25 protein-coding genes and 2 pseudogenes are annotated in these 24,859 nt (G+C 65.5%); 21 read left to right on the top strand and 6 right to left on the bottom strand.

The genetic code is table 11. The annotated features are described in order from the left end of the window. Positions 1 to 105 precede the first annotated feature (105 nt). The 7 genes from hslV (at position 106) to FW760_RS14475 (ending at position 7,891) form a co-directional block, all read left to right on the top strand. Positions 106 to 636 (top strand): ATP-dependent protease subunit HslV, encoded by a 531-nt coding sequence (gene hslV, locus FW760_RS14505; protein WP_116052523.1) that lies wholly within the window; start codon positions 106 to 108, stop codon positions 634 to 636. A gap of 77 nt (positions 637 to 713) precedes the next feature. Continuing rightward, on the top strand, positions 714 to 2,051 hold the full coding sequence (gene hslU / locus FW760_RS14500; RefSeq protein ID WP_054915767.1) for an ATP-dependent protease ATPase subunit HslU: 1,338 nt from the start codon (positions 714 to 716) through the stop codon (positions 2,049 to 2,051). Between the two features lie 94 nt (positions 2,052 to 2,145). Further along, positions 2,146 to 2,523, top strand: coding sequence for a gamma-butyrobetaine hydroxylase-like domain-containing protein (locus FW760_RS14495; RefSeq protein ID WP_043862150.1), 378 nt, complete (start codon positions 2,146 to 2,148; stop codon positions 2,521 to 2,523). A 350-nt stretch (positions 2,524 to 2,873) separates the two neighbouring features. After that, positions 2,874 to 4,553 (top strand): class II poly(R)-hydroxyalkanoic acid synthase, encoded by a 1,680-nt coding sequence (phaC, locus tag FW760_RS14490; RefSeq protein WP_043862151.1) that lies wholly within the window; start codon positions 2,874 to 2,876, stop codon positions 4,551 to 4,553. Between the two features lie 57 nt (positions 4,554 to 4,610). Then, the gene (gene phaZ, locus FW760_RS14485; RefSeq protein ID WP_043862152.1) at positions 4,611 to 5,462 is read left to right on the top strand and encodes a poly(3-hydroxyalkanoate) depolymerase; all 852 of its coding nucleotides are present in this window, start codon (positions 4,611 to 4,613) and stop codon (positions 5,460 to 5,462) included. 118 nt (positions 5,463 to 5,580) lie between these two features. After that, on the top strand, positions 5,581 to 7,263 hold the full coding sequence (phaC, locus tag FW760_RS14480) for a class II poly(R)-hydroxyalkanoic acid synthase (RefSeq protein ID WP_116052522.1): 1,683 nt from the start codon (positions 5,581 to 5,583) through the stop codon (positions 7,261 to 7,263). A 13-nt stretch (positions 7,264 to 7,276) separates the two neighbouring features. Continuing rightward, positions 7,277 to 7,891: a TetR/AcrR family transcriptional regulator gene (locus tag FW760_RS14475; protein ID WP_043862154.1), complete on the top strand. Its 615-nt coding sequence runs from the start codon at positions 7,277 to 7,279 to the stop codon at positions 7,889 to 7,891. Positions 7,892 to 8,038: 147 nt separating this feature from the next. Here FW760_RS14475 and FW760_RS14470 read toward each other — a convergent pair whose 3' ends face one another. The 3 genes from FW760_RS14470 to FW760_RS14460 form a co-directional block, all read right to left on the bottom strand. Beyond that, positions 8,039 to 8,824: a phasin family protein gene (locus FW760_RS14470; RefSeq protein WP_116052521.1), complete on the bottom strand. Its 786-nt coding sequence runs from the start codon at positions 8,822 to 8,824 to the stop codon at positions 8,039 to 8,041. A 10-nt stretch (positions 8,825 to 8,834) separates the two neighbouring features. Further along, positions 8,835 to 9,257: a phasin family protein gene (locus FW760_RS14465; protein WP_043862156.1), complete on the bottom strand. Its 423-nt coding sequence runs from the start codon at positions 9,255 to 9,257 to the stop codon at positions 8,835 to 8,837. 198 nt (positions 9,258 to 9,455) lie between these two features. Continuing rightward, positions 9,456 to 9,731, bottom strand: coding sequence for a polyhydroxyalkanoic acid system family protein (locus tag FW760_RS14460; protein ID WP_043862157.1), 276 nt, complete (start codon positions 9,729 to 9,731; stop codon positions 9,456 to 9,458). Between the two features lie 125 nt (positions 9,732 to 9,856). Between FW760_RS14460 and ubiE the strand changes: the two genes are divergently transcribed. The 14 genes and pseudogenes from ubiE to FW760_RS14390 all read left to right on the top strand — a co-directional run bounded on the left by ubiE (position 9,857) and on the right by FW760_RS14390 (position 22,067). After that, entirely contained in the window at positions 9,857 to 10,627 is a 771-nt protein-coding gene (ubiE, locus tag FW760_RS14455) for a bifunctional demethylmenaquinone methyltransferase/2-methoxy-6-polyprenyl-1,4-benzoquinol methylase UbiE (protein WP_043862158.1), read from the top strand. Then, positions 10,627 to 11,250, top strand: a complete 624-nt coding sequence (locus FW760_RS14450; protein ID WP_043862159.1) for a ubiquinone biosynthesis accessory factor UbiJ — start codon at positions 10,627 to 10,629, stop codon at positions 11,248 to 11,250. The genes ubiE and FW760_RS14450 overlap by 1 nt, the downstream gene beginning before the upstream one ends. After that, positions 11,247 to 12,851, top strand: a complete 1,605-nt coding sequence (gene ubiB / locus FW760_RS14445) for a ubiquinone biosynthesis regulatory protein kinase UbiB (RefSeq protein WP_058541638.1) — start codon at positions 11,247 to 11,249, stop codon at positions 12,849 to 12,851. Before FW760_RS14450 ends, ubiB begins: the two co-directional genes overlap by 4 nt. A gap of 72 nt (positions 12,852 to 12,923) precedes the next feature. Further along, positions 12,924 to 13,316, top strand: coding sequence for a phosphoribosyl-AMP cyclohydrolase (gene hisI, locus FW760_RS14440; protein ID WP_043862161.1), 393 nt, complete (start codon positions 12,924 to 12,926; stop codon positions 13,314 to 13,316). Between the two features lies 1 nt (position 13,317). Continuing rightward, on the top strand, positions 13,318 to 13,653 hold the full coding sequence (locus tag FW760_RS14435; protein WP_043862162.1) for a phosphoribosyl-ATP diphosphatase: 336 nt from the start codon (positions 13,318 to 13,320) through the stop codon (positions 13,651 to 13,653). A 23-nt stretch (positions 13,654 to 13,676) separates the two neighbouring features. Beyond that, the gene (locus tag FW760_RS14430) at positions 13,677 to 13,946 is read left to right on the top strand and encodes a twin-arginine translocase TatA/TatE family subunit (RefSeq protein WP_043862163.1); all 270 of its coding nucleotides are present in this window, start codon (positions 13,677 to 13,679) and stop codon (positions 13,944 to 13,946) included. A gap of 4 nt (positions 13,947 to 13,950) precedes the next feature. Continuing rightward, positions 13,951 to 14,361, top strand: coding sequence for a Sec-independent protein translocase protein TatB (tatB, locus tag FW760_RS14425; RefSeq protein WP_058541639.1), 411 nt, complete (start codon positions 13,951 to 13,953; stop codon positions 14,359 to 14,361). Continuing rightward, positions 14,358 to 15,143 (top strand): twin-arginine translocase subunit TatC, encoded by a 786-nt coding sequence (gene tatC / locus FW760_RS14420; RefSeq protein WP_043862165.1) that lies wholly within the window; start codon positions 14,358 to 14,360, stop codon positions 15,141 to 15,143. The genes tatB and tatC overlap by 4 nt, the downstream gene beginning before the upstream one ends. Continuing rightward, complete coding sequence (locus FW760_RS14415; protein ID WP_043862166.1) at positions 15,140 to 15,847, top strand: 16S rRNA (uracil(1498)-N(3))-methyltransferase; 708 nt, start codon at positions 15,140 to 15,142, stop codon at positions 15,845 to 15,847. Before tatC ends, FW760_RS14415 begins: the two co-directional genes overlap by 4 nt. Positions 15,848 to 15,986: 139 nt before the next feature. Continuing rightward, a pseudogene (locus tag FW760_RS14410) lies at positions 15,987 to 17,048 on the top strand (methyl-accepting chemotaxis protein); the annotation flags it as partial. Next, a complete protein-coding gene (locus FW760_RS14405) occupies positions 17,031 to 17,903 on the top strand; it encodes a methyl-accepting chemotaxis protein (RefSeq protein ID WP_411269358.1) in 873 nt (290 codons plus the stop codon). The pseudogene FW760_RS14410 and the gene FW760_RS14405, both read left to right, overlap by 18 nt. 176 nt (positions 17,904 to 18,079) lie before the next feature. Continuing rightward, entirely contained in the window at positions 18,080 to 19,996 is a 1,917-nt protein-coding gene (locus FW760_RS14400; protein WP_116052520.1) for a methyl-accepting chemotaxis protein, read from the top strand. A gap of 139 nt (positions 19,997 to 20,135) precedes the next feature. Then, positions 20,136 to 21,212 (top strand): annotated as a pseudogene (locus FW760_RS14395) (methyl-accepting chemotaxis protein); the annotation flags it as partial. Then, positions 21,195 to 22,067 (top strand): methyl-accepting chemotaxis protein, encoded by an 873-nt coding sequence (locus FW760_RS14390; RefSeq protein WP_370409078.1) that lies wholly within the window; start codon positions 21,195 to 21,197, stop codon positions 22,065 to 22,067. The pseudogene FW760_RS14395 and the gene FW760_RS14390, both read left to right, overlap by 18 nt. 93 nt (positions 22,068 to 22,160) lie before the next feature. Here the strand turns inward: FW760_RS14390 and FW760_RS14385 are convergent, their stop codons facing one another. The 3 genes from FW760_RS14385 to FW760_RS14375 all read right to left on the bottom strand — a co-directional run bounded on the left by FW760_RS14385 (position 22,161) and on the right by FW760_RS14375 (position 24,727). Further along, positions 22,161 to 22,895, bottom strand: a complete 735-nt coding sequence (locus FW760_RS14385) for an amino acid ABC transporter ATP-binding protein (RefSeq protein ID WP_043862229.1) — start codon at positions 22,893 to 22,895, stop codon at positions 22,161 to 22,163. After that, positions 22,888 to 23,850 carry an amino acid ABC transporter permease gene (locus FW760_RS14380; RefSeq protein WP_043862170.1) on the bottom strand — a complete coding sequence of 321 codons (963 nt, stop codon included), beginning with the start codon at positions 23,848 to 23,850 and terminating at the stop codon, positions 22,888 to 22,890. Before FW760_RS14380 ends, FW760_RS14385 begins: the two co-directional genes overlap by 8 nt. Before the next feature lie 76 nt (positions 23,851 to 23,926). Next, entirely contained in the window at positions 23,927 to 24,727 is an 801-nt protein-coding gene (locus tag FW760_RS14375) for a transporter substrate-binding domain-containing protein (RefSeq protein ID WP_043862230.1), read from the bottom strand. Positions 24,728 to 24,859: the final 132 nt, after the last annotated feature.

The raw sequence follows: 24,859 nt of genomic DNA, 5'->3' as shown, positions 1-24,859 counted from the left end.
GAGCCGGCCTTGCCGGCGAAGGGGCCGCAAAGGTTGAAATCTTTCCCCCCACCCCCATATGAGTCTGCATCAGGCATTTTCGCCTCGCTGCGTGGAGACTCTCCCTTGACCACCATCGTTTCAGTTCGTCGCCACGGCAAAGTCGTCATGGGCGGCGACGGCCAGGTTTCCCTCGGCAATACCGTGATGAAAGGCAACGCCAAGAAGGTTCGTCGCCTGTACCACGGCCAGGTCATCGCCGGCTTCGCCGGTGCCACCGCCGACGCCTTCACCCTGTTCGAGCGCTTCGAAGCCCAGCTCGAAAAACACCAGGGCCACCTCATTCGCGCCGCCGTCGAGCTGGCCAAGGAATGGCGTACCGACCGCTCGCTGAGCCGTCTGGAAGCCATGCTGGCCGTGGCCAACAAGGACGCCTCCTTGATCATCACCGGCAACGGTGACGTCGTCGAACCCGAAGACGGCCTGATCGCCATGGGTTCCGGCGGCGCCTACGCCCAGGCCGCCGCACGCGCCCTGCTGCAGAAAACCGACCTGTCGGCTCGCGAAATCGCCGAGACCGCACTGAACATCGCCGGCGACATCTGCGTGTTCACCAACCACAACCTGACCATCGAGGAGCAGGACCTGGCCGAGTAATTCAGCTGTTCTGGCGCCCGACCCCGACGGTCGGGCTTTTCCACGCTGAACACTTGCCCACAGGACCATCGACCATTATGTCCATGACCCCCCGCGAAATCGTCCACGAACTCAACCGCCACATCATCGGCCAGGACGATGCCAAGCGCGCCGTCGCCATCGCCCTGCGCAACCGCTGGCGCCGCATGCAGCTGCCCGAAGAGCTGCGCGTGGAAGTCACCCCCAAGAACATCCTGATGATCGGCCCCACCGGCGTGGGCAAGACCGAAATCGCCCGTCGCCTGGCCAAGCTGGCCAACGCGCCGTTCATCAAGGTCGAAGCCACCAAGTTCACCGAAGTGGGCTATGTGGGCCGTGACGTCGAGTCGATCATCCGCGACCTGGCCGACGCCGCGATCAAGCTGCTGCGCGAGCAGGAGATCGTGCGCGTGCGCCACCGTGCCGAAGACGCCGCCGAAGAGCGCATCCTCGATGCGCTGCTGCCACCGGCCCGCACCGGCTTCAACGAAGACCCGGTCAACAGCAGCGATTCCAACACCCGCCAGCTGTTCCGCAAGCGCCTGCGTGAAGGCCAGCTGGACGACAAGGAAATCGAGATCGAGGTGGCCGAAGCGGTCGGCGTCGACATTTCCGCGCCGCCGGGCATGGAAGAGATGACCAACCAGCTGCAGAACCTGTTCGCCAACATGGGCAAGGGCAAGAAGAAGAGCCGCAAGCTCAAGGTCAAGGAAGCGCTCAAGCTGGTGCGCGACGAGGAAGCCGGGCGCCTGGTCAACGAGGAAGAACTCAAGGCCAAGGCCCTCGAGGCGGTCGAGCAGCACGGTATCGTGTTCATCGACGAGATCGACAAGGTAGCCAAGCGCGGCAACGTCGGTGGCGCCGATGTGTCCCGTGAAGGCGTGCAGCGCGACCTGCTGCCGCTGATCGAAGGTTGCACGGTCAATACCAAGCTGGGCATGGTCAAGACCGACCACATCCTGTTCATCGCCTCCGGTGCGTTCCACCTGAGCAAGCCGAGCGACCTGGTGCCCGAGCTGCAGGGTCGTCTGCCGATCCGTGTCGAACTCAAGGCCCTGAGCCCGGAAGACTTCGAGCGCATCCTCAGCGAACCGCATGCCTCGCTCACCGAGCAGTACCGCGAGCTGCTCAAGACCGAGGGGCTGAACATCGAGTTCGCTGCCGACGGCATCAAGCGCCTGGCCGAGATTGCCTGGCAGGTCAACGAGAAGACCGAGAACATCGGTGCCCGTCGCCTGCACACCCTGCTCGAGCGCCTGCTCGAAGAGGTGTCGTTCAGCGCCGGCGACCTGGCCAGCGCCCACAGCGAAGCGCCGATCCGCATCGACGCCGAGTACGTCAACAGCCACCTGGGCGAATTGGCACAGAACGAAGATCTGTCGCGCTACATTCTGTAGCTCAGCGGCAAGCGGCAAGCTGCAGGCCGGAGGTGCTGGACGCCTTCTCCTGCAGCTTGTAGCTTGCAGCTTGAAGCCCAAGAGCCTTATAGCCATGCCCCGTCTGCCTACCGCCATCAATCTGCACAAAGCCTCCAAGACCCTGAGCCTGACCTACGGGCCCGACGAGGTGTATCACCTGCCCGCCGAATTTCTGCGCGTGCACTCCCCTTCCGCCGAGGTCCAGGGCCACGGCAATCCGATCTTACAATTTGGCAAGCTCGGCGTCGGCCTGAGCCAGCTAGAGCCCGCCGGGCAGTACGCGCTCAAGCTCACCTTCGACGACGGCCACGACAGCGGCCTGTTCACCTGGGAATACCTCGAACAGCTGTGCCTGCGCCAGGACCAGCTGTGGGCCGAGTACCTCGACGAACTGGCCAAGGCCGGCAAATCCCGCGACCCTTCCGAGTCGATCGTCAAGCTGATGCTCTAGCCCGGCACTCCGGCGTTTTAGAGCGCATTTTCTAATTCTATTTGCTTGAATGCCCGTGCGCCGGCCAGCGATTGGCCGGCTTGCGCATTCCATGAAAGTCGGGTAACCAATGGATATGGCAAGTACCCTGCATGGGCGGGTTGATGCAGGGTCTGGCCGGTATGCCGAGGTCGCGAGCGAAAGCAGGTTGTCTTCACACGCATAAACCCGCAGGGCTCATCACCGTCGCGCATCCGGTCGCAGGACCGCAGTTCGTTATCACTGGTCACCCGAGCAGTAGTACCGGGCATTCGTCTGTGCAACGCCCACAGCCCAGCCGGTACTCGTCTCAGGACAACGGAGCGTCGTAGATGAGTAACAAGAACAACGATGACCTGCAGCGCCAAGCCTCTGAAAACACCCTGGGCCTGAGCCCCATCATTGGCCTGCGCCGAAAGGATTTGCTGTCTTCGGCCCGGATGGTGCTGCGTCAGGCCATCAAGCAACCGCTGCACAGTGCCAAGCACGTCGCGCATTTCGGCCTGCAGCTCAAGGACGTGATCTTCGGCAAGTCCGGCCTGCAGCCGGAGGGCGACGACCGCCGCTTCAGCGACCCGGCCTGGAGCCAGAACCCGCTGTACCGCCGCTACCTTCAGACCTACCTGGCCTGGCGCAAGGAACTGCACGACTGGATCGGCAACAGCAACCTGTCGGAGCAGGACATCAGCCGCGCGCACTTCGTCATCAACCTGATGACCGAGGCCATGGCCCCCACCAACAGCGCGGCCAACCCGGCAGCGGTCAAGCGGTTCTTCGAAACCGGTGGCAAGAGCCTGCTCGACGGCCTGTCGCACCTGGCCAAGGACATGGTGCACAACGGCGGCATGCCCAGCCAGGTCAACATGGACGCCTTCGAGGTGGGCAAGAACCTGGCCACCACCGAGGGCGCCGTGGTGTTTCGCAACGACGTGCTGGAGCTGATCCAGTACCGCCCGATCACCGAGCAGGTGCACGAAAAGCCGCTGCTGGTGGTACCGCCGCAGATCAACAAGTTCTACGTCTTCGACCTCAGCCCGGAAAAGAGCCTGGCGCGCTTCTGCCTGCGCTCCACGGTGCAGACCTTCATCGTGAGCTGGCGCAACCCCAACAAGTCCCAGCGCGAGTGGGGCCTGTCGACCTACATCGATGCGCTCAAGGAGGCCGTCGACGTGGTGCTGGCAATCACCGGCAGCAAGGACCTGAACATGCTCGGTGCCTGCTCCGGCGGCATCACCTGCACCGCGCTGGTGGGCCACTACGCGGCACTGGGCGAGAAGAAGGTCAATGCCCTGACCCTGCTGGTGAGCGTGCTCGACACCACCCTCGACACCCAGGTGGCGCTGTTCGTCGACGAGCAGACCCTGGAGTCGGCCAAGCGCCATTCCTACCAGGCCGGTGTGCTCGAAGGCCGCGACATGGCCAAGGTGTTCGCCTGGATGCGCCCCAACGACCTGATCTGGAACTACTGGGTCAACAACTACCTGCTCGGCAACGAGCCGCCGGTGTTCGACATCCTGTTCTGGAACAACGACACCACGCGCCTGCCCGCCGCCTTCCACGGCGACCTGATCGAAATGTTCAAGAACAACCCGCTGGTGCGTCCCGGTGCACTGGAAGTGTGCGGCACGCCGATCGACCTGAGCCAGGTCACCACCGACATCTTCAGCGTGGCCGGCACCAACGATCACATCACCCCATGGAAGTCCTGCTACAAGTCGGCGCAGCTGTTCGGCGGCAAGGTCGAGTTCCTGCTGTCCAACAGCGGGCATATCCAGAGCATCCTCAACCCGCCGGGCAACCCCAAGTCGCGCTACATGACCAGCAGCGAGATGCCGGCCCAGGCCGACGACTGGCAGGAGAACTCCACCAAGCACACCGATTCCTGGTGGCTGTACTGGCAGGCGTGGCTGGCCGAGCGCTCCGGCGCACTCAAGCCGGCACCCGCCAAGCTGGGCAACAAGGCCTACCCGAGCGCCGAAGCGTCGCCCGGCACCTACGTCCACGAACGCTGAAAACACCCGGCGCCGCCGCAGGCAAGGCGGCGCTGCTACTCACGACAGGGCTCGCGCATGCCGCAACCGTATCTCTTCAGAACCGTCGAGCTCGATGGCCAGTCCATCCGCACGGCCGTTCGCCCCGGCAAGCCGCACCTCACGCCGCTGCTGATCTTCAACGGTATCGGCGCCAACCTGGAGCTGGTGTTCCCGTTCATCGATGCGCTGGACCCGGACCTTGAAGTGATCGCCTTCGATGTACCCGGCGTGGGCGGCTCGTCGACACCGCGCCGGCCCTACCGCTTTCCCGGGCTGGCCAAGCTGACGGCGCGCATGCTCGACTACCTCGACTACGGGCAGGTCAATGCCATCGGCGTGTCGTGGGGCGGAGCGCTGGCCCAGCAGTTCGCCCACGATTACCCCGAGCGCTGCAAGAAGCTGGTGCTGGCGGCCACCGCCGCCGGTGCGGTGATGGTGCCGGGCAAGCCACGGGTGCTGTGGCTGATGGCCAGCCCCAGGCGCTACATACAGCCGTCCCACGTGATCCGCATCGCCCCGGAAATCTATGGCGGGGCCTTTCGCCGCGACCCGAACCTGGCCGCGTCGCATGCGGCCAAGGTGCGTTCCTCGGGCAAGCTGGGCTATTACTGGCAGCTGTTCGCCGGCATGGGCTGGACCAGCATCCACTGGCTGCACAAGATCCAGCAGCCGACCCTGGTGCTGGCCGGCGACGACGACCCGCTGATCCCGCTGATCAATATGCGCCTGCTGGCCTGGCGAATTCCCAATGCCCAGCTACACATAATCGACGACGGTCACTTGTTCCTGATCACCCGGGCCGAAGCCGTTGCCCCGATCATCATGAAATTCCTGCAGCAGGAGCGCCAACGCGCCGTCATGCATCCACGGCCCGCCCCGAGCGCTTGAGCACCTCTATCGCTTGCACCCCCGGCAGGAGCGCCGGGGCATGTCAGCGCCAGTTCGGGTTGGTGTCGCTCTTGCATTGAAACATTGGTTGATGGCCTGACGACGGAGTGTTGCCTGGATGAAAGACAAGCCCGCGAAGCCCGGGGTACCGACCCCCGCTGCCTATCTCAACGTGCGCAGCGCCATCAGTGGCCTGCGCGGTCGCGACCTGCTGTCGACGGTGCACCAGCTGGGGCGCCACGGCCTGCGTCACCCGCTGCACACGGCGCGCCACCTGCTGGCGCTGGGTGGCCAGCTGGGGCGCGTGATGCTGGGCGATACCCCCTACCAGCCCTCGCCACGCGACACCCGCTTCAACGACCCGGCCTGGCAGCTCAACCCGCTGTACCGACGCGGCCTGCAGGCCTACCTGGCCTGGCAGCAGCAGACCTGCCAGTGGATCGACGAGAGCCAGCTGGACGACGATGACCGCGCCCGCGCACACTTCGTGTTCTCGCTGCTCAACGATGCAATGTCGCCCAGCAACACCCTGCTCAACCCGGCGGCGGTCAAGGAGCTGCTGAACTCCGGCGGGCTGAGCCTGGTGCGCGGCTTGAACCACCTGCTCGACGACCTGCGCCACAACGACGGCCTGCCACGCCAGGTCAACCCGGACGCCTTCGAGGTGGGCAGGAACCTGGCCAGCACCGCCGGCGCGGTGGTGTTTCGCAACGAGCTGCTGGAGCTGATCCAGTACCGCCCGATGAGCGAAAAACAGTACGCCCGGCCCCTGCTGGTGGTGCCGCCGCAGATCAACAAGTTCTACATCTTCGACCTCAGCCCGACCAACAGCTTTGTGCAGTACGCCCTCAAGAACGGCCTGCAGACCTTCATGATCAGCTGGCGCAACCCCGACGCCCGGCATCGCGAATGGGGCCTGTCGAGCTACGTGGCGGCGGTCGAGGAAGCCATGAACGTGTGCCGCTCGATCACCGGCAGCCGCGACGTCAACCTGCTTGGCGCCTGTGCCGGCGGGTTGACCATCGCGGCCCTGCAGGGTCACCTGCAGGCCAAGCGCCAGATGCGCCGGGTGCACAGCGCCACCTACCTGGTCAGCCTGCTCGACAGCCAGTTCGACAGCCCCGCCAGCCTGTTCGCCGACGAGCAGACCCTGGAGGCGGCCAAGCGCCGCTCCTACCAGCAGGGCGTGCTGGAGGGCCGCGAGATGGCACGGGTGTTCGCCTGGATGCGCCCCAACGACCTGATCTGGAACTACTTCGTCAACAACTACCTGCTGGGCAAGGCGCCCCCGGCATTCGACATCCTGTACTGGAACAACGACAACAGCCGCCTGCCGGCCGCGCTGCACGGCGATCTGCTGGACTTCTTCAAATTCAACCCGCTGACGCACGCCGACGGCCTCGAGGTATGCGGCACGCCGATCGACCTGAACAAGGTCACGGTGGACAGCTTCCACGTGGCCGGCAGCAACGACCACATCACCCCGTGGGACGCGGTGTACCGCTCGGCCCTGCTGCTGGGCGGCGAGCGGCGCTTCGTGCTGGCCAACAGCGGGCATGTGCAGAGCATCCTCAACCCACCGGGCCACCCCAAGGCGCATTTTGTCGAGAACCCCAGGCTGAGCAGCGACCCGCGGGCCTGGTACCACGATGCGCAGAAGGTCGAGGGCAGCTGGTGGCCGCAGTGGCTCGACTGGATACAGGCGCGCTCCGGTGCGCAGCGCGAAACCCGCCTGTCGCTGGGCAGCGCCAATTACCCTCCCATGGACCCCGCACCCGGCACCTACGTGCTGGTGCGCTGAGCAAGAAGAACGGATGAAGACCCGCGACCGTATCCTGGAGTGCGCCCTGCACCTGTTCAATCGTCAGGGCGAGCCGAATGTCTCGACGCTGGAAATCGCCAACGAGATGGGCATAAGCCCGGGCAACCTGTACTACCACTTCCACGGCAAGGAGCCGCTGGTGCTGGGCCTGTTCGAGCGTTTCGAGGAGGAGCTGACGCCCCTGCTCGACCCGCCCCTGGAGGTGCGCCTGGATGCCGAGGACTACTGGCTGTTCCTGCACCTGATCGTGGAGCGCATGGCGCAGTACCGCTTTCTGTTCCAGGACCTGTCCAACCTTACCGGGCGCCTGCCCAAGCTGGCGCGGGGCATGCGCACCCTGCTCAATGCGCTCAAGCGCACGCTGGCGGCATTGCTGGCGAGCCTCAAGGCGCATGGGCAGGTGACCAGCGATACCCGCGCACTGGGGCAACTGGTGGAGCAGATCAGCATGACCTTGCTGTTCTCGCTGGACTACCAGCGGATTCTGGCGCGCGAGGGCGAGGTCGGGATCGTGGTGTACCAGGTGATGATGCTGGTGGCGCCGCACCTGGAGGTGGAGTCACGCCTGGCGGCGGAGCAGTTGGCCCTGAGGTACCTGGAGGGCTGAGGGTCCCATCGCGGAACAAGCCCGCGCCTGCAAGGAAGGCAGTGATCCCTGTGGGAGCGGGCTTGACCCGCGATGAGGCCAGCACAGGCACCCCACATAAAAACGCCCGGCACACAGGCCGGGCGTTTTCTGTACAGCTACCTCGAGTCAGGCCTGGCTGGCCGGGCTCGAAGGTGCTGGTGCTGCCGACGCGGCTGGCGCCGCAGTGGCCGCCGGGCTTGGCGCCGGTGCCGCACTGGCACTTGGCGCTGCCGGTTTGGCCGCTGCGGGCTTGGCTGCAGCAGGCTTGGCCGGGGCTTTCTTCACCGCTGGCTTTTTCACTGCTGCCGGCTTGGCGGCAGGTTTTGCGGCAGGTTTGGCCGCCGCTTTCGCTGCAGGCTTGGCGGCTGCGGTTTTCGCCGCGGCCGGCTTGGCTGCTGGCTTGGCCGCTGCCGGTTTGGCCGCCGCAGTTTTGGCCGCAGGCTTGGCCGCCGCTTTCGGTGCTGCCTTGGCCAGTGGCTTGGCCGGCGCCTTGGCCGAGACCGACTTGACCGAGGCACCGGTCAGTTTCTCGATCTGCTTGGTCAGGGTGTCGACCTGCTGGTGCAGTGCCTTGACCTCATTGCGGCTGGGCACGCCCAGGCGCGAGATGGCACTGTTCAGGCGCTTGTCGAAAGCCTCTTCGAGTTCGCTCCACTTGCCCAGTGCGCGGTCTTTCACGTCGCCTACGCGCGAGGTCGCAGACTTGGCACTGGCCTTGGCCGAGTTGACGCTGCCCTTGGCCTGCTTTTCAGCTTTCTCACCGTCCTTGACCAGGGTTTCGAAAAGCTTGCTGCCGTCCTGATCGATCTTGGAGTAGATACCCAAACCAGCCAGCCAGATCTTGCGGGAATACTTTTCGATCCCCCCGACCCAGGAGCTGCTCTCTTTCTCAGTTGTCTTTTTGCCAGCCATCCCGCTCTCCTTATTGTTTGCGTGCGACACGATCGAGCAACAGCGTCAGCTCTTCGAGCTTGGCAGAAAGTGCCTCCACGTCATGTTTAGACGGAATGCCGATGCGATTCAAGGCGCTGGCGACCCGTGTGTCGAAAGCCTTTTCGATTTTATCCAGCTGAACTTCGACCTTGCCCTTCACGCTGCCCAGTTCCTGCCTGGCGGACTGGATCTCGCTGTTGGCGGCATCGAGTTCGTGGTCGAGGCGTTTCTTGCCTTTTTTCTCCACGGTTTCGCCGGCCTTGACCAGCTCCTTGAGGTACTCGGCGCCCTCCTGCCCGACCCGGGTGTAGGCCCCCAGGCCTGCCAGCCAGATCTTGCGCGCGTAGCCGCGCACCTCGCCCAGGGCCTTGCCCGGGGCGTCGTCGATTTTCTTCAGGGTCACTTTGGCCATGCTCTGCACCTCACGCTTGAACGGAAATGGAGTTACGCCCGTGAAAGTTGGGCTTGGGCACAAAGGTAGGGGGAAAAATTAGAATCCTCACCCTAAGGGCAGGATTTGCTGTGCAGCGAAGGCCCCTGTCGCGGGTCAAGCCCGCGCCCACAGGGCCTGCAGTGAACCTGCGGGGCCACTTGACCCTCTACAGCGGTTTCAGGCCAGGGCCTTGTCCAGGGCCCGCTCGATCTCGGCCTTGATCGTGCCGCCCATCATCGACAGCATCATCCCGAGCTTCAACTCCACCCGGATGCTGTCGTCGCCGATATCGATGCTGCCATTGGCACCGCTGCGCCTGACCTCGACCCGGTCACCGTTCCACTGTGCCTTGAGGTCGTACTCGCGGGTCAGCTTGTCCACCAGGGCTTCGGCCTTTTCCCGGGCCGCTGCGCGCCCCAGGCTGTGTTTGCGTTCGACGCTGATCTGGGTCATTCAATCAATCCTGGCTAGAAGGGCATACTCCCATTATGCCCCTGCCTCCGCCTGCGACACACCCCGCCAAGACAAATGCAGCCGCACGCCCTAGAATGGCCAGTAATTTTTTCCGGTGAAGCGATATGAACGACCAGCGCAAAGGCGAACACGCCGAACCCACCACCCACTTCGGCTACAAGGATGTCCCCGAAAGTCAGAAGGCCGAGAAAGTCGCCGAAGTCTTTCACTCGGTGGCCGCCAAGTACGACCTGATGAACGATGTGCTCTCCGGCGGCATGCACCGCCTGTGGAAGCGCTTCACCATCGAGCTGTCGGGCGTGCGCCCTGGCAACCGCGTGCTCGACATCGCCGGCGGCACCGGCGACCTGGCGCGCAAGTTCTCGCAGCTGGTCGGCCCCACCGGCCAGGTGGTACTGGCCGACATCAACGCCTCGATGCTCAAGGTCGGTCGTGACCGCCTGCTCGACAAGGGCGTGGCCGGCAACATCGAGTTCGTCCAGGCCGACGCCGAGAAGCTGCCCTTCCCCGACAACCATTTCGACTGCGTGACCATCGCCTTCGGCCTGCGCAACGTGACCCACAAGGACGACGCGATCCGCTCGATGCTGCGCGTGCTCAAGCCGGGCGGCCGCCTGCTGGTGCTGGAGTTCTCCAAGCCGACCAACAAGCTGATGTCCAAGGTCTACGATGCCTACTCGTTCGCCTTCATGCCGCTGGCCGGCAAGCTGATCACCAACGACGCGGACAGCTACCGCTACCTCGCCGAATCGATCCGCATGCACCCCGACCAGGAAACCCTCAAGGCCATGATGGTCGACGCCGGTTTCGACCGCGTCACCTACCACAACATGACCAGCGGTATCGTGGCCCTGCACCGCGGTATCAAACCCTGATGTTGCTGGCCGGGCTGCTCGCCAGCGTCGAACACGGTCTCAACCGTGTGTTGCGCATGGACAGCACTGCGCTGCCGCGCCTGGCTGCGCTCGAGGGCAAGATCATTGCCATCGACTGCCGCCAGCCGGCGCTGCAGTTGTACATCCTGCCCGGCGATGAAGGCCTGATGCTCGCCAGCCACTGGGAAACCGAGGCCGACTGCACCCTGCGTGCACCGGCCAGCAGCCTGCTGCAACTGGCCCTGAGCCAGGACAAGCCGGCGGTGCTGCACAGCCCGCAGGTGGAACTCGAAGGCGACAGCGCGGTGCTGCTCGACCTGGTCGGCGTGCTGCAGGACCTGGAGCTGGACTGGGAGTACGAACTCTCGCGCTGGCTCGGCCCGGTCGCCACCCAGCTGATCGGCGGCCACCTGCGCAGCCGCGCGCGCTGGACCCGCCAGGGCCTGGCCAGCCTCAACCAGAACCTTGGCGAATACCTGGCCGAAGAGGCCCGCACCCTGGTCGGCCAGCGCGAAGCCGAAGCGCGCTTCGCCGAGCTCGATGCCCTGAAAATCGATGTAGAACGCCTCGAGGCACGCATTGCGCGCCTTGCCCGATCCCTTGAATCCAGCGATAACGCATGAAGCTGCTTGCCGTCCGCCGTCTGTTGCGCATCCAGCGCGTCGTGATCCGCTACCGTCTCGATGACCTGCTGTTCGACCTGCCCCTGCCCTGGTGGCTGATGACCCTGCGCTTCGCCATGCCCTGGCGCTGGCTGCCGCGCAAGCCGTCGCCCCTGAGCCGTGGCGCGCGCCTGCGCCTGGCGCTGCAGGACCTGGGCCCAATCTTCATCAAGTTCGGCCAGTTGCTCTCCACCCGCCGTGACCTGCTGCCCGCCGACATCGCCGACGAGCTGATGCTGTTGCAGGACCGCGTGCCGCCCTTCGACCCGCAAAAGGCCGTGGCGCTGATCGAATCGCAGCTCGGCGCCAAGGTGGGCGAGATCTTCAGCCGCTTCGACGTCGAACCGCTGGCCTCGGCCTCGGTGGCCCAGGTGCACGCGGCGCGCCTCAAGAGCGGCGAGGAGGTGGTGGTCAAGGTGGTGCGCCCAGGCCTCAAGCCGATCATCGCGCAGGACCTGGCCTGGCTGTTCCTGATCGCCCGCGGCGCCGAGCGGGTGTCGGCCGATGCCCGCCTGCTGCACCCGGTCGAGGTGGTCAACGATTACGAGAAGACCATCTACGACGAGCTCGACCTGCTGCGCGAGGCGGCCAACGCCAGCCAGCTGCGACGCAACTTCGAAGGCTCGGAGATGATGTACGTGCCCCAGGTGTACTGGGACCTGTGCCGGCCCAAGGTGCTGGTGATGGAGCGCATCTATGGCGTGCAGGTCACTGACCTTGCCACCCTGGCCGACCAGCGCACCGACATGAAGCTGCTGGCCGAGCGCGGCGTCGAGATCTTCTTCACCCAGGTGTTTCGCGACAGCTTCTTCCACGCCGACATGCACCCGGGCAACATCTTCGTCAGCACCGTCAAGCCGTGGAGCCCGCAGTACATCGCGATCGACTGCGGCATCGTGGGCAGCCTCACCCCCGAGGACCAGGACTACCTGGCACGCAACCTGTTCGCCTTCTTCAAGCGTGACTACCGCCGCGTGGCCCAGTTGCACATCGACTCGGGCTGGGTACCGGCGCAGACCAAGCTCAACGAATTCGAGGCGGCGATCCGCACCGTGTGCGAGCCGATCTTCGAAAAACCGTTAAAGGATATTTCCTTCGGCCAGGTGCTGATGCGCCTGTTCCAGACCGCGCGGCGCTTCAACATGGAAGTGCAGCCGCAACTGGTGCTGCTGCAGAAGACCCTGCTCAACATCGAGGGCCTGGGCCGTCAGCTGTACCCTGACCTGGACCTGTGGAGCACCGCCCAGCCGTTTCTGGAGCGCTGGATGCGCGAGCGGGTCAGCCCGAAAAACGTGCTGCAGAACCTGCACAGCCAGGTCGAGCAACTGCCGCACCTGGCCGGCATGACCCGCGACCTGCTAGAACGCATGTCGCAACCGCACCTGAACGACCCGCCGCCACCCTGGCAGCAGCGCGATCGCTGGGCCCTGCGCCTGCTCGGTGCCGGCCTGCTGGCGGGCGGCGCAACCATCGCCGCAGGTGCCGTGAGCCTCAGCGCCCCGGCAGCCTGGCCGGCCTGGCTGATGCTGGCCGGGGGCCTTTACCTGATCGTGCGCCGATAGCCAGCCTGCTGCGTGGCTGGCACACTAGCAGGTGGCATCGGTGCGGGACCGTGGCCTATTTTGGAGTCGAACATGAAAGACTGGCTGGACGAGATCAACTGGAACAGCGATGGCCTGGTACCGGCGATCGCCCAGGACCACAAGACCGGGCGCGTGCTGATGATGGCCTGGATGAACCGCGAGGCCCTGAGCCTGACTGCCGCCGAGCAGCGCGCCATCTACTGGTCGCGTTCGCGTGGCAAACTGTGGCGCAAGGGCGAAGAGTCCGGCCACGTGCAGAAGTTGCATGAAATGCGCCTGGACTGCGACGCCGACGTGATCATCCTGATGGTCGAGCAACTGGGCCACATCGCCTGCCATACCGGCCGTGAAAGCTGCTTCTACCGCGTGTACGAGAACGGCGCGTGGAAGACCGTCGACCCGGTACTCAAAGACCCGCATGCCATCTACAGCGCAGGACACTGACATGAGCGACACCCTGATCCGCCTGGCCGAAGTGCTCGAATCGCGCAAGGGCGCGGCCCCCGACACCTCGTACGTGGCCAGCCTGTACCACAAGGGCCTGAACAAGATCCTGGAAAAGGTCGGCGAGGAATCGGTCGAGACCATCATCGCCGCCAAGGACGCCGCCGTCAGTGGCGAATGCAGCGATGTCATCTACGAGACCGCCGACCTGTGGTTCCATAGCATGGTCATGCTCGCCGCCCTGGGCCAGCACCCGCAGGCCGTGCTGGACGAACTGGACCGCCGCTTCGGCCTGTCCGGGCACGACGAGAAGGCCGCCCGCCAGCCGTCGGCCTAACGAATTCAATCGAGGATTGCACCATGGGTATTTTTGACTGGAAACACTGGATCGTCCTGCTGGTGGTGGTTGTACTGGTGTTCGGTACCAAAAAACTGAAAAACCTGGGCAGCGACCTGGGCGAATCGATCAAGGGCTTCAAGAAGGCCATGAACGAAGAGGAAGACAAGCCGGAGCAGCCCACCGTACAGCCTGCCCAGCCGACCCCGCCGCCCGCCGCTGCACCGCTGAACCAGCCGCAGACCTTCGATGGCCAGGCGCACAAGGTCGAAGAGCCGACCAGGAAAGAGTGAACACATGTTCGGGATCAGCTTCAGTGAGTTGTTGCTTGTCGGCCTGGTGGCCCTGCTGGTGCTCGGCCCCGAGCGCCTGCCGGGCGCTGCGCGTACCGCCGGGCTGTGGATCGGCCGACTGAAACGCAGCTTCAACGCGATCAAGAACGAGGTGGAGCGCGAGATCGGTGCCGACGATATCCGGCGCCAGCTGCACAACGAGCACATCCTCTCCATGGAGCAGGAAGCCCGGCGCATCCTCAACCCGCAATCGGTACAGCCCGATCCGGCGCACACCCCCGGCGCGGAGCCAGCCGCCACCGCCACCGAGGCTGCGCCGGCGCCTGCACCAGAACCTGTGACTGCACCGACACCTGCACCTGCCGTCGAAGCAGCACCGCCCACCGAACCGACACAGCCGCCGCGAGCCCCATGAGCGAAATCCCGGAAAACGACCAGCCGATGCCGCTGGTCTCGCACCTTACCGAGCTGCGCACGCGCCTGTTGCGCTGCGTCGCGGTCATCTTCGTGATCTTCGCCGGCCTGTTCGCCTTCGCCCAGCAGATCTACACCCTGGTTTCGGCACCGTTGCGCGCCCACCTGCCGGCCAACGCCACGATGATCGCCACCGACGTGGCCTCGCCGTTCCTCACGCCATTCAAGCTGACCATGATCGTCTCGCTGTTCCTGGCGATCCCGGTGATCCTGCACCAGATCTGGGGGTTCATCGCCCCCGGCCTGTACCGCCATGAAAAACGCATCGCAGTGCCGTTGCTGGTGTCGAGCATCTTCCTGTTCTATGCCGGCATGGCCTTCGCGTACTTCCTGGTGTTCCCGCTGATCTTCGGTTTCTTCGCCAGCGCCACGCCCGAAGGCGTGTCGATGATGACCGACATCGCCAGCTACCTCGACTTCGTCATGACCCTGTTCTTCGCCTTCGGCGTGGCCTTCGAGATCCCGGTGGCGGTGATCCTGCTGGTGTGGATCGGCGTGGTCGACGTGAAGTACCTGAAGAAGATCCGCCCCTACGTCATCATCGGCTGCTTCGTGGTCGGCATGGTGCTGACCCCGCCGGACATCTTCTCGCAGACCCTGCTGGCCGTGCCGATGTGGTTGCTGTTCGAAGTCGGCGTGCTGTTCGGCGGGCTGATCCGCAAGCGCAGTGCCCCGGTGCAGGCCGACGAGCCTGACGACCAGCCGCCAGCCACCCAGCCGTGAACCTGCTGCTGCTCGAGGAGGCCGACTTCGTCGCGGCCGACCGTGTGGTGCTGGGCGACCGGCGCTTTACCCACATGCAGGAGATCCACCGCGTGGCGGTGGGCGACACCCTGCGCGTGGGACGCCTGGGGGGGCTGATGGGGCAGGCCGTGGTGCTGCGCCTGGAGGGCCATGAAGCCGAACTGTCGGTCGAGTTCACCCAGCCGCCGCCGGCCAAGCTGCCGCTGACCCTGGTGCTGGCCCTGCCGCGCCCGAAGATGCTGCGCCGGGTGTTCCAGACCGTGGCCACCATGGGCGTGGGCAAGCTCATCCTGGTCAACAGCTACCGGGTCGAGAAGAGCTTCTGGCAAACCCCCTTCCTGGAGCCTGCGGCAATCCGCGAGCAACTGGTGCTGGGCCTGGAGCAGGCGCGCGACACCGTGCTGCCCGAGGTGGTGATCGAGAAGCGCTTCAAGCCCTTCGTCGAAGATCGCCTGCCAGCGATTGCCGAGGGTACCCTGGGCCTGGTCGGCCACCCAGGCAACCACCCGCCCTGCCCGCGCGCATTGACCGAGCCGGTGACCCTGGCGATCGGCCCGGAAGGTGGCTGGATCCCGTATGAGGTCGAGCTGCTGGGCAAGGCCGGGCTGAACCCGGTACAGCTGGGCGAGCGCATCCTGCGCGTGGAGACGGCGGTCACCGCCCTGCTGGCGCGGTTGTTCTAGCACCGCGTCCGCTGCTGTGCGTAGGAGCCGGCCTTGCCGGCGACGCCTTTCATACACACCTTCAGTTTTGTGACCCCAGGCCGATGCATTGGCCACAGACCACGCATCCGCCCCCGCCTGACCGCAATGGAGTCACCCCATGTACCGTTGGTTCGCCCACCATCTGGGCAATTTTAGCGTCACGCTCAAACTCGGCATCGGCTTCGGCACCGTGTTGCTGCTGACCCTGCTGATCGCACTCACCGGTTGGCAGGGGCTCAACGGTGTCACCCAGCGCGGCGACACCCTGGGCGAGATTTCCCGGATTCACCAGATCACCCAGGACCTGCGCATCGCCCGCCAGACCTATGAGCACAAACGCGATGCTGCCAGCGCCGACGCGGTAGAGAACGCCCTGGTAGAGCTGGATCGCCAGCTCAAGAACGTGGAACAGCACATACCGCCCAGCGAAAACGGCGACCGCCTGCAACGCCAGAACGAGGCGGTTGCCCAGTACCAGCGCGCCTTCGCCGACCTCAAGCAGGCGGCCCAGGCCCGCGAGGCCAGCCGTGCGACCATGAGCAGCAGCGCGGAAAAGACCGCCGCATCGCTGGATCAGGTAGAGCGCGGGCTGCTGCAAGGCGGCGATATCCAGACCTTCAACAGCGCCGTGCAGGCCAAGGCGCTGATGCTGCAGGCCCGCTTCCACGTGCGTGGCTACATCTTCAGCGGGCAGGCCGAGCTACAGCAGACCGCCCTGCAGGCCATCGACCAGGCCCTGAGCGTCATCCGCAGCCTGCCGGCCAAGGTGCCGGCCGAGCATGCCGATGCCCTGGCCGCCGCCACCCAGGCGCTGGCCACCTACCGCAACGCGGTGGAGCAGTTCAGCCTGTCCCAGGCCGCCAATGACGCGGCCCTGCAGCACATGGCCGAACAGGGCACGCTGCTGATCGACCTGAGCCAGCAGATGAGCCGCAGCCTCACCCAACTGCGCGACGACGAATCGCAGCACGCCCAGTCGATGCTGGCCCTGGCCACGGCGCTGGCGCTGTTCTTCGGCATCCTCGCCTCGTGGGCCATCACCCGCCAGATCGTCGTACCCCTGCGCCACACCCTCGGCGCCGTGGACCGCATCGCCAGCGGCGACCTGCGCCACGACCTGCGCGTGGAGCGCAGCGACGAACTCGGCCAGTTGCAGCACAGCATGCAGCGCATGACCGTGAACCTGCGCCAGCTGATCGGCGGTATCGGCGATGGTGTCACCCAGATCGCCAGCGCCGCCGAGCAGCTCTCGGCCGTCACCGAGCAGACCAGCGCCGGGGTCAACAATCAAAAGGTCGAGACCGACCAGGTGGCCACGGCCATGAACGAGATGGCCGCCACCGTGCAGGAAGTGGCGCGCAACGCCGAAGAGGCCTCGGAGGCGGCGCAGATGGCCGACCAGCAGGCCCGCGAAGGCGACCGCGTGGTGGGCGAGGCCATCGACCAGATCGAGCGCCTGGCCGCCGAGGTGGAACACTCCAGCGAAGCCATGGGTCAGCTCAAGGCCGAAAGCGCCAAGATCGGCAGCGTGCTCGACGTGATCAAGTCGGTGGCCCAGCAGACCAACCTGCTGGCCCTCAACGCCGCCATCGAGGCCGCTCGTGCCGGTGAGGCCGGGCGCGGTTTCGCGGTGGTTGCCGATGAAGTGCGCAGCCTGGCCCAGCGCACACAGCAATCGACCGAAGAGATCGAGGAGCTGATCGCCGGCCTGCAGAACGGCACCCAGCAGGTCGCCACGGTGATGGACAACAGCCGCAGCCTGACCGGCAGCAGCGTCGAGCTGACCCGCCGCGCCGGCACCTCGCTGGAAACCATTACCCGCACCGTGTCCTCGATCCAGGCCATGAACCAGCAGATCGCCGCCGCTGCCGAGCAGCAGAGCGCAGTGGCCGAAGAGATCAACCGCAGCGTGATGACGGTGCGCGATGTGTCCGACCAGACCAGCGCCGCCAGCGAAGAGACCGCCGCCTCCAGCGTCGAGCTGGCGCGCCTGGGCACCCACCTGCAGACCCTGGTCGCCCGCTTCAGCCTGTAACCCCCCGCCCTGCCGGCAGCGGCGTTGATCGCTGCCGGTGTCCGGCCCCCTGTGGCCGTCGAACAAATAGCGAAAAGTCCTACAGCGTTTGCAGGTCCAGACCTTGGCGCTCCAGCCGATGCGTTCGCATTGGCGCACCCACGGGTGCGTCTGAACCTCGTACCTGGAGAGCCACCATGCTTGTGACGATGAATCGGATGCTGGGCAACCTGAGCATTCAACTGAAACTGGCCCTGGGCTTTGCCCTGGTTCTGTTGCTGACGCTAGGCATCGCCCTGATCGGCTGGACCACCCTGGAAGACCTTGCCGACCGCAGTGACAAGCTCACCGACATCGGGGCGGTGAACAAGGAGATCCAGGATGTGCGCAACCAGCGGCTGGTCTACGAGCGCAACCTTGAGCCTGCCGTCGGCCAGCAGATGGACAAGGAGCTGGACGACGTGGCCGAGCGCCTGGCCTACCTGCAGCGGCGCCTCAACGTGCCCGCCAACCTTGCCCGGGTACAACGCCAGGAAAACACCCTCGACCAGTACCGGCGCACCTTCGCCGAGCTGCAGACCACGGTGCAGGCGCGCCAGCAGGCACGCGACGCCCTGGGCAGCAGCGCCGAACGCGCGGTGGCGCTGCTGGCGCCAGTCGGGCAGGCCCTGCGCGAGCGTGCCGACTTCAGCGCCTACGCCAGCCTGGTGACGGTGGACCAGCAGATCCAGCAGGCCCGCTTTCACCTGCGCGGCTACACCTACAGCGGCCGCGCCGAATTCGAGGCACCGGCACTGGCCGCCATCGACCAGGCGGCCAGCCAGCTTGACGCACTGCCCGACAGGCTACCGAGCACCTATCGCGACACCTTGCGTGCCGCCGCGGGGGCACTGGCCGACTACCGCGCCGCCGTGCTCGACTTCAGCGCGGCGCGCAGCGCCAGCGACTCGGCCCTGCAGCACCTGGCACAGCTGGGCGACAGCCTGCTGGCGGTGAGCGACGAGCTGACCCAGTCGCAGACCGAGCTGGTCGACCAGCAGGCCCTGCAGGCACGCTACAACCTGGGCCTGGCGATCGCCATTGCGCTGCTGCTGGGCATCGCGGCCGCGTGGGTGATCACCCGCCAGATCACCACGCCCCTGCAGCAGACCCTGCGCCTGGTCGAACGGGTGGCCGGCGGCGACCTGAGCCAGACCCTGGTGGCCGAGCGACGCGACGAGCTGGGCGAGCTGCAGCGTGCGATGCAGCGCATGACCGTGAGCCTGCGCGAGCTGGTCGGTGGCATCGGCGAGGGCGTGACCCAGATCGCCAGCGCCGCCGAGCAGCTCTCGGCCGTGACCGAGCAGACCAGCAGCGGGGTCAGCACGCAGAAGGTCGAAACCGACCAGGTGGCCACTGCCATGCATGAAATGGCCGCTACCGTGCAGGATGTGGCGCGCAATGCCGAGCAGGCCAGCGAGGCCGCCACCCTGGCCGACCAGCAGGCCGGCGAAGGCGATCGGGTGGTCAGCGAGGCCATCGACGAGATCGAGCGCCTGGCGGCGGCGGTCGACCACTCCGGCGAAGCCATGGCCCAGCTCAAGGCCGAAAGCGACAAGATCGGCAGCGTGCTCGACGTGATCAAGTCGGTAGCCCAGCAGACCAACCTGCTGGCGCTCAACGCGGCCATCGAGGCCGCCCGCGCCGGCGAGGCCGGGCGCGGCTTCGCCGTGGTCGCCGACGAGGTACGCGGCCTGGCCCGACGCACCCAGCAATCCACCGAAGAGATCGAAGGCCTGATCGCCGGCCTGCACCGCGGCACCTCCGAGGTCGCCGGGATTCTGGACAACAGCCGCGAGCTGACCCTGAGCAGCGTCGAGCTGACCCGACGCGCCGGCACCTCGCTGGCCACCATCAGCACCACGGTGTCGTCGATCCAGGCGATGAACCAGCAGATTGCGGCCGCGGCCGAACAGCAAAGTGCAGTGGCCGAGGAAATCAACCGCAGCGTGATCAACGTACGCCACGTGTCCGACCAGACCAGCGCCGCCAGCGAAGAGACCGCGGCCTCCAGCATCGAGCTGGCACGCCTGGGGGTTCAATTGCAGGCGCTGGTCGGGCGCTTCCAGCTCTAAGTGGAATTTTCCGCCTGCAAGATGGGAATTTTCCTACAGCATTTGCAGGTCCAGCTTGGCCTCCAGTGGCCGATGAGCACAGGTAGCTGCGCCCGACCCTATCCAGGCGCTACATCCCTCATTTCACTGGAGAACCGTCATGTTCGCACCTTTGTACCGGATGCTTGGCAACCTGAGCGTCAGGCTCAAGCTGGCCCTGGGATTTGCCAGCGTCCTGCTGCTGACGCTGGCGACCACCCTGGGCGGCTGGCATGCACTGAACGAATCCATCGACAGCTCGCAGCGCCTCACCCAGATTGCCGCGATCAACGACCTGAGCAAGGACCTGCGTGCCGAGCGCATCACCTACCGGGTGCTGGCGGACGACGAGAGCAGGCGCAGGATCAGCGCGACCCTGACCGAACTGGAGCGCCTGCTGCAGAGCATGCTGGGGCAGTTCGACGATGCGGCCGACCGCCAGGTGATCACGGCCAATCAGCAGGTGGTCGGCCAGTTCGTGCGCGACTTCGACACCTTGCAGCAGGCCGTCGGCACGCGCCATACGCACGAAACCGCCCTGCGTGAACAGGAGCAGCGCCTGCTCGATGGCATCGACACGCTGGAGCAGAAGACCCTGCTGGGCGAGCGCCAGGGCAGCGAACGGCAGGCCTCGGAGCAGCGCCTGTTCGCAACGCTTGCACGACACATCGAGACCGCCGGCCAGCAAAGCCGCGCCCCGGCCTATACCTTCAGCCCGCTGAGTGCCTTCGAGCAGGTGGGTGCCAGCGCGCTCGGCGCCGCCCAGGCCAGCCTGGCCGATCTGAGGCGCAACCTGCCGCCCAGCGACCTGCAGGCCACTACCGCCGCGCTCGCCAGCTATGTGCAGTTGCTGGACCGCTACCGCCAGGCCGCCATCGCGGTAGAGCAGCTTCAGGGCGGGCTGGAGACCATGGGCAACCAGCTGCGCGATGCCAGTCGCGTACTGACCCGACACCAGATCCAGCTGCGCGACGAAGAAGCCCTCGAGGCACGCAGCATGCTCAGCGTCATCGCCTTGCTGGCGCTGGTACTCGGCAGCCTGGCCGCGTGGCTGATCACGCGCCAGATCACCGAACCGCTCAGACGCACCCTGCAAGCGGCGCAATGCATCGCCAAGGGCGACCTGCGCAGCGACCTGCGGGTATCACGCCAGGATGAGCTGGGGCAGTTGCAGAACAGCATGCAGCAGATGGCCCTGAGCCTGCGCGAGCTGATCGGTGGCATCGGCCAGGGCACCGGCCAGTTGACCGCTGCGGTGGGCGAGCTGTCGAGTGTCGCCGAGCGCACCCAGCTGATGACCGGCAACCAGAAGGACGAGACCGACCAGGTGGCCACCGCGATGAACGAGATGGCCGCCACGGTACTGGAGGTGGCGCGCAACGCCGAGTTCGCCTCGGCGGCAGCCACTGCCGCAGACAGCCAGGCGCGCGAAGGCAACCAGGTGGTCAACGACGCCATCGGGCAGATCGAGCAGTTGGCCAGGCAAGTGGAGGAGTCGATCCTGGCCATGCAGCAGCTGGCCCAGGAGAGCGAGCGTATCGGCAGCATCCTGGATGTGATCAAGTCGGTTTCGTCGCAGACCAACCTGCTGGCGCTCAATGCCGCGATCGAGGCTGCGCGGGCGGGCGAGGCCGGGCGTGGTTTTGCGGTGGTGGCCGATGAAGTGCGCGGCCTGGCCCAGCGTACCCAGCAGTCCACCGAGGAGATCGAGGAGCTGATCGGCAACCTGCACAGTGGTACGGCGCAGGTGGTGCACCTGCTCGACAGCAGCCGCGACCTGAGCCGCGACAGCGTCGAACTGAGCCGGCGGGCGGGCGCGGCGCTGGGGCAGATCACAGAGACAGTGTCGAGCATCCAGGGCATGAACCAGCAGATCGCCACGGCCAGTGAAGAGCAGAGCTCGGTGGCCGAGGAGATCAACCGCAATGTGATGACGGTGAGGGATATTGCCGATCAGACGACCACGGCGAGCCAGCAGACTGCGGCGTCGAGCGTGGAGCTGGCGCGGCTGGGGGGGCAGTTGCAGACGTTGGTCGGGCGGTTCAGCCTGTAACGGCCTCTTCGCCAGCACGCCAGCACGGCTGGTTCCTGCAGGTACGGCGAAACCCTGCAGGAGCCAGCCTTGGTGGCGAAGGCCACGCTGCGGTTACAGCACCTGGCGCAGGAACGCCTGGGCTCGTGGGTCCTTCGGCGCAGTGAAGAACGCCTCCGGTGGCGAATCTTCCAGCAACTTGCCATGGTCGAAGAACAGCACGCGGTCCGCCACTTCCCGGGCAAAGCCCATTTCGTGGGTCACACAGACCATGGTCATGCCTTCCAGGGCCAGGGTCTTCATCACGTCCAGCACCTCGCCAACCATCTCCGGGTCCAGCGCCGAGGTCGGCTCGTCGAACAGCATCACCTTCGGCTCCATCGCCAGCGCACGGGCAATCGCCACGCGCTGTTGCTGGCCACCAGACAGGCGCGAGGGAAACTCGTTGGCCTTCTGCGCAATGCCCACCTTCTCCAGCAACGCACGCGCCTTGGCCTCACGCTCGGCCTTGCCACGCTTGCGCACCACCTTCTGCGCCAGGCACAGGTTCTCCAGCACGGTCATGTGCGGGAACAGGTTGAAGTGCTGGAACACCATGCCGACTTCACGCCGGTAGGCATTCACGTCGGTCTTCGGGTCGGCCAGTTGCAGGCCGTCGATGGCCACGGTGCCCTCGTCGAAGGTTTCCAGGCCGTTGAGGCAGCGCAGGAAGGTCGACTTGCCCGAGCCCGACGGGCCCAGCACCACCAGCACTTCGCCCTTGGCCACGTCGGTACTGACGTGATCCACCGCACGCACCACCTGCCCACGGGTGTCGAAGACTTTTACCAGGTCACGGACTTCAATCACTTTGCGCAAGCCTCCGCTCGAGCCGGCTGGCGAAATGCGACAGCGGCAGGTTGATCAGCAGGTACAGCCCGGCGACGCAGAACCAGATCTCGAACGTGGAGAACGAGGTGGTGATCGCCTCGCGGCCACTCTTGGTCAGTTCGGTGATGGCGATCACCGACACCAGCGAGGTGTCCTTGACCAGGCTGATGAACTGCCCGGCCAGCGGCGGCAGCACGCGCTTGAACGCCTGCGGCAATACCACGTGGCGCATCGACTGGCCGGCGCTCAGGCCCAGCGAACGGGCCGCCTCGCCCTGGCCGCGGGCAATCGACTGCACCCCGGCGCGCACGATCTCGGCGACATAGGCGCCGGTGAACAGCGCCAGTGCCGCCACCCCGGCAAACTCGCGGGACAGGTTGAGCACGGTGCCGATGAAGAAGTAGAAGATGAAGATCTGCACCAGCAGCGGCGTGCCGCGCACCAGCTCCACATACACCGTCGACAGGTCGCGCAGGGTCGGGTTGCTGGACAACCGGCACAGGCCGGCGAACAGGCCGATCACCAACCCCAGCACCCCCGCCGCCACCGAGATCCACAAGGTGGTGAACAGGCCCCAGGCCAGCGGCCCGGCGGCCCACTGGTGGGTCACGCCGATCAGGTCGCCCTCGGCCACGTCGTCGCCACGGTCCATCTGCAGGCTGGCCTGCTCGACGTTCAGCACCTGTTCGGCGCCGCTCTCGTCACGCAAGGTGACGCGGGCCATGTCGCCCTTGCGCTCGATCGCCTCGATCACGCCGTTTTCGGCGGCGCGCTGGGCAACTTCGGCCTGATAGGCAAAGTACTGCGGCACGCGGTTCCAGCGCCACTCGTAGGAGATCACCGAGGTTGCGTAATACAGGCTCAGCGCCAGGCCGATCAGGACCAGCGCCGTCAGCCCATGCCAGGGCCACTGGGCTTTCTTGTGTTTGATCACGGGGGTACTTCCGTAAAAGCGAACGCGCAGGGCCAGCCTGCGCGTCGGGTTTCGAACCGGGCGTGGGGCCGCGGCCTTATTCCATGTCCTTCAGCCAGGCGGTGTCCTTGAACCACTTGTCGTGGATTCGATCGTAGGTGCCGTCGTGCTTGATCTGGTGCAGGAAGTTGTTGATGAAGTTCAGGCTGTCGTAGTCGCCCTTCTTCAGGCCGAAGGCCAGCGGTTCGAAGGTGAACGGCTCGTCGAGGAACAGCAGCTTGCCGGCGCCGGCCTTGTTCACTGCCACCACGTTGTACGGGGCGTCGTAGACGAAGGCGTCGGCCTTGCCGTTGACCACGTCCATCACCGCTTCCTGCTCGTTGTCGTAGCCGTGGTACTTGGCCTTGCCGATCAGCTTCTTGGCGACCATTTCACCGGTGGTGCCGAGCTTGGAGGTCAGGCGGTACTTCTCGTTGTTCAGGTCCTTGTAGGTCTTGATCTCGCCGGCCAGCTCCTTGCGGATCAGCAGGGTCTGACCGACCACGATGAAGGGTTCGCTGAAGTTGAGCTTGAGGTTGCGCTCCTGGGTCAGGGTCATGCCGCTGCCGATCATGTCGAACTTGTCGGTCATCAGGGCCGGGATGATGCCGTCGTAGGCGGTGGAGACGGTTTCCAGCTTGACGCCCATGGACTTGGCCATGGCCTTGAGGATATCGACTTCGAAGCCGATGATCTCGCCACGCTTGTTGGTCATCTGGAACGGCATGTAGGTAGGGTCCATGCCTACGCGCAAGGTGCCGCGCTTGACCGCGTCATCGATGGCGCCGGCTGCCTGTGCAGCGTTCACCGTCATCAGTGCCGCGACGCCGATCATCAGCATCGACAGATACTTTTTCATCATCACCAGATCCCCCAGCAGGAAAACTTCGAGTTTTATTATCGGGGGGGATGCTAACGCATGGGGGGCGTTGTTGGTATCAGAAAAAGGAGTGAAACATCGCCGGCAAAGCCGGCTCCTACAACGGCACGG

The sequence above is a fragment of the Pseudomonas sp. 1176_21 genome (genome assembly GCF_052850635.1).
This window is presented reverse-complemented; position numbering and strand designations above follow the sequence as displayed.

What these genes read in the sequence shown, in the direction of transcription:
- hslU (WP_054915767.1), top strand. Translation starts at nt 714, where the DNA reads ATGTCCATGACCCCCCGCGAAATCGTCCACGAACTCAACCGCCACATC.
- FW760_RS14495 (WP_043862150.1), top strand. Translation starts at nt 2,146, where the DNA reads ATGCCCCGTCTGCCTACCGCCATCAATCTGCACAAAGCCTCCAAGACC.
- phaC (WP_043862151.1), top strand. Translation starts at nt 2,874, where the DNA reads ATGAGTAACAAGAACAACGATGACCTGCAGCGCCAAGCCTCTGAAAAC.
- phaZ (WP_043862152.1), top strand. Translation starts at nt 4,611, where the DNA reads ATGCCGCAACCGTATCTCTTCAGAACCGTCGAGCTCGATGGCCAGTCC.
- phaC (WP_116052522.1), top strand. Translation starts at nt 5,581, where the DNA reads ATGAAAGACAAGCCCGCGAAGCCCGGGGTACCGACCCCCGCTGCCTAT.
- FW760_RS14475 (WP_043862154.1), top strand. Translation starts at nt 7,277, where the DNA reads ATGAAGACCCGCGACCGTATCCTGGAGTGCGCCCTGCACCTGTTCAAT.
- FW760_RS14470 (WP_116052521.1), bottom strand. Translation starts at nt 8,824, where the DNA reads ATGGCTGGCAAAAAGACAACTGAGAAAGAGAGCAGCTCCTGGGTCGGG.
- FW760_RS14465 (WP_043862156.1), bottom strand. Translation starts at nt 9,257, where the DNA reads ATGGCCAAAGTGACCCTGAAGAAAATCGACGACGCCCCGGGCAAGGCC.
- FW760_RS14460 (WP_043862157.1), bottom strand. Translation starts at nt 9,731, where the DNA reads ATGACCCAGATCAGCGTCGAACGCAAACACAGCCTGGGGCGCGCAGCG.
- ubiE (WP_043862158.1), top strand. Translation starts at nt 9,857, where the DNA reads ATGAACGACCAGCGCAAAGGCGAACACGCCGAACCCACCACCCACTTC.
- FW760_RS14450 (WP_043862159.1), top strand. Translation starts at nt 10,627, where the DNA reads ATGTTGCTGGCCGGGCTGCTCGCCAGCGTCGAACACGGTCTCAACCGT.
- ubiB (WP_058541638.1), top strand. Translation starts at nt 11,247, where the DNA reads ATGAAGCTGCTTGCCGTCCGCCGTCTGTTGCGCATCCAGCGCGTCGTG.
- hisI (WP_043862161.1), top strand. Translation starts at nt 12,924, where the DNA reads ATGAAAGACTGGCTGGACGAGATCAACTGGAACAGCGATGGCCTGGTA.
- FW760_RS14435 (WP_043862162.1), top strand. Translation starts at nt 13,318, where the DNA reads ATGAGCGACACCCTGATCCGCCTGGCCGAAGTGCTCGAATCGCGCAAG.
- FW760_RS14430 (WP_043862163.1), top strand. Translation starts at nt 13,677, where the DNA reads ATGGGTATTTTTGACTGGAAACACTGGATCGTCCTGCTGGTGGTGGTT.
- tatB (WP_058541639.1), top strand. Translation starts at nt 13,951, where the DNA reads ATGTTCGGGATCAGCTTCAGTGAGTTGTTGCTTGTCGGCCTGGTGGCC.
- tatC (WP_043862165.1), top strand. Translation starts at nt 14,358, where the DNA reads ATGAGCGAAATCCCGGAAAACGACCAGCCGATGCCGCTGGTCTCGCAC.
- FW760_RS14405 (WP_411269358.1), top strand. Translation starts at nt 17,031, where the DNA reads ATGCAGCGCATGACCGTGAACCTGCGCCAGCTGATCGGCGGTATCGGC.
- FW760_RS14400 (WP_116052520.1), top strand. Translation starts at nt 18,080, where the DNA reads ATGCTTGTGACGATGAATCGGATGCTGGGCAACCTGAGCATTCAACTG.
- FW760_RS14390 (WP_370409078.1), top strand. Translation starts at nt 21,195, where the DNA reads ATGCAGCAGATGGCCCTGAGCCTGCGCGAGCTGATCGGTGGCATCGGC.
- FW760_RS14375 (WP_043862230.1), bottom strand. Translation starts at nt 24,727, where the DNA reads ATGAAAAAGTATCTGTCGATGCTGATGATCGGCGTCGCGGCACTGATG.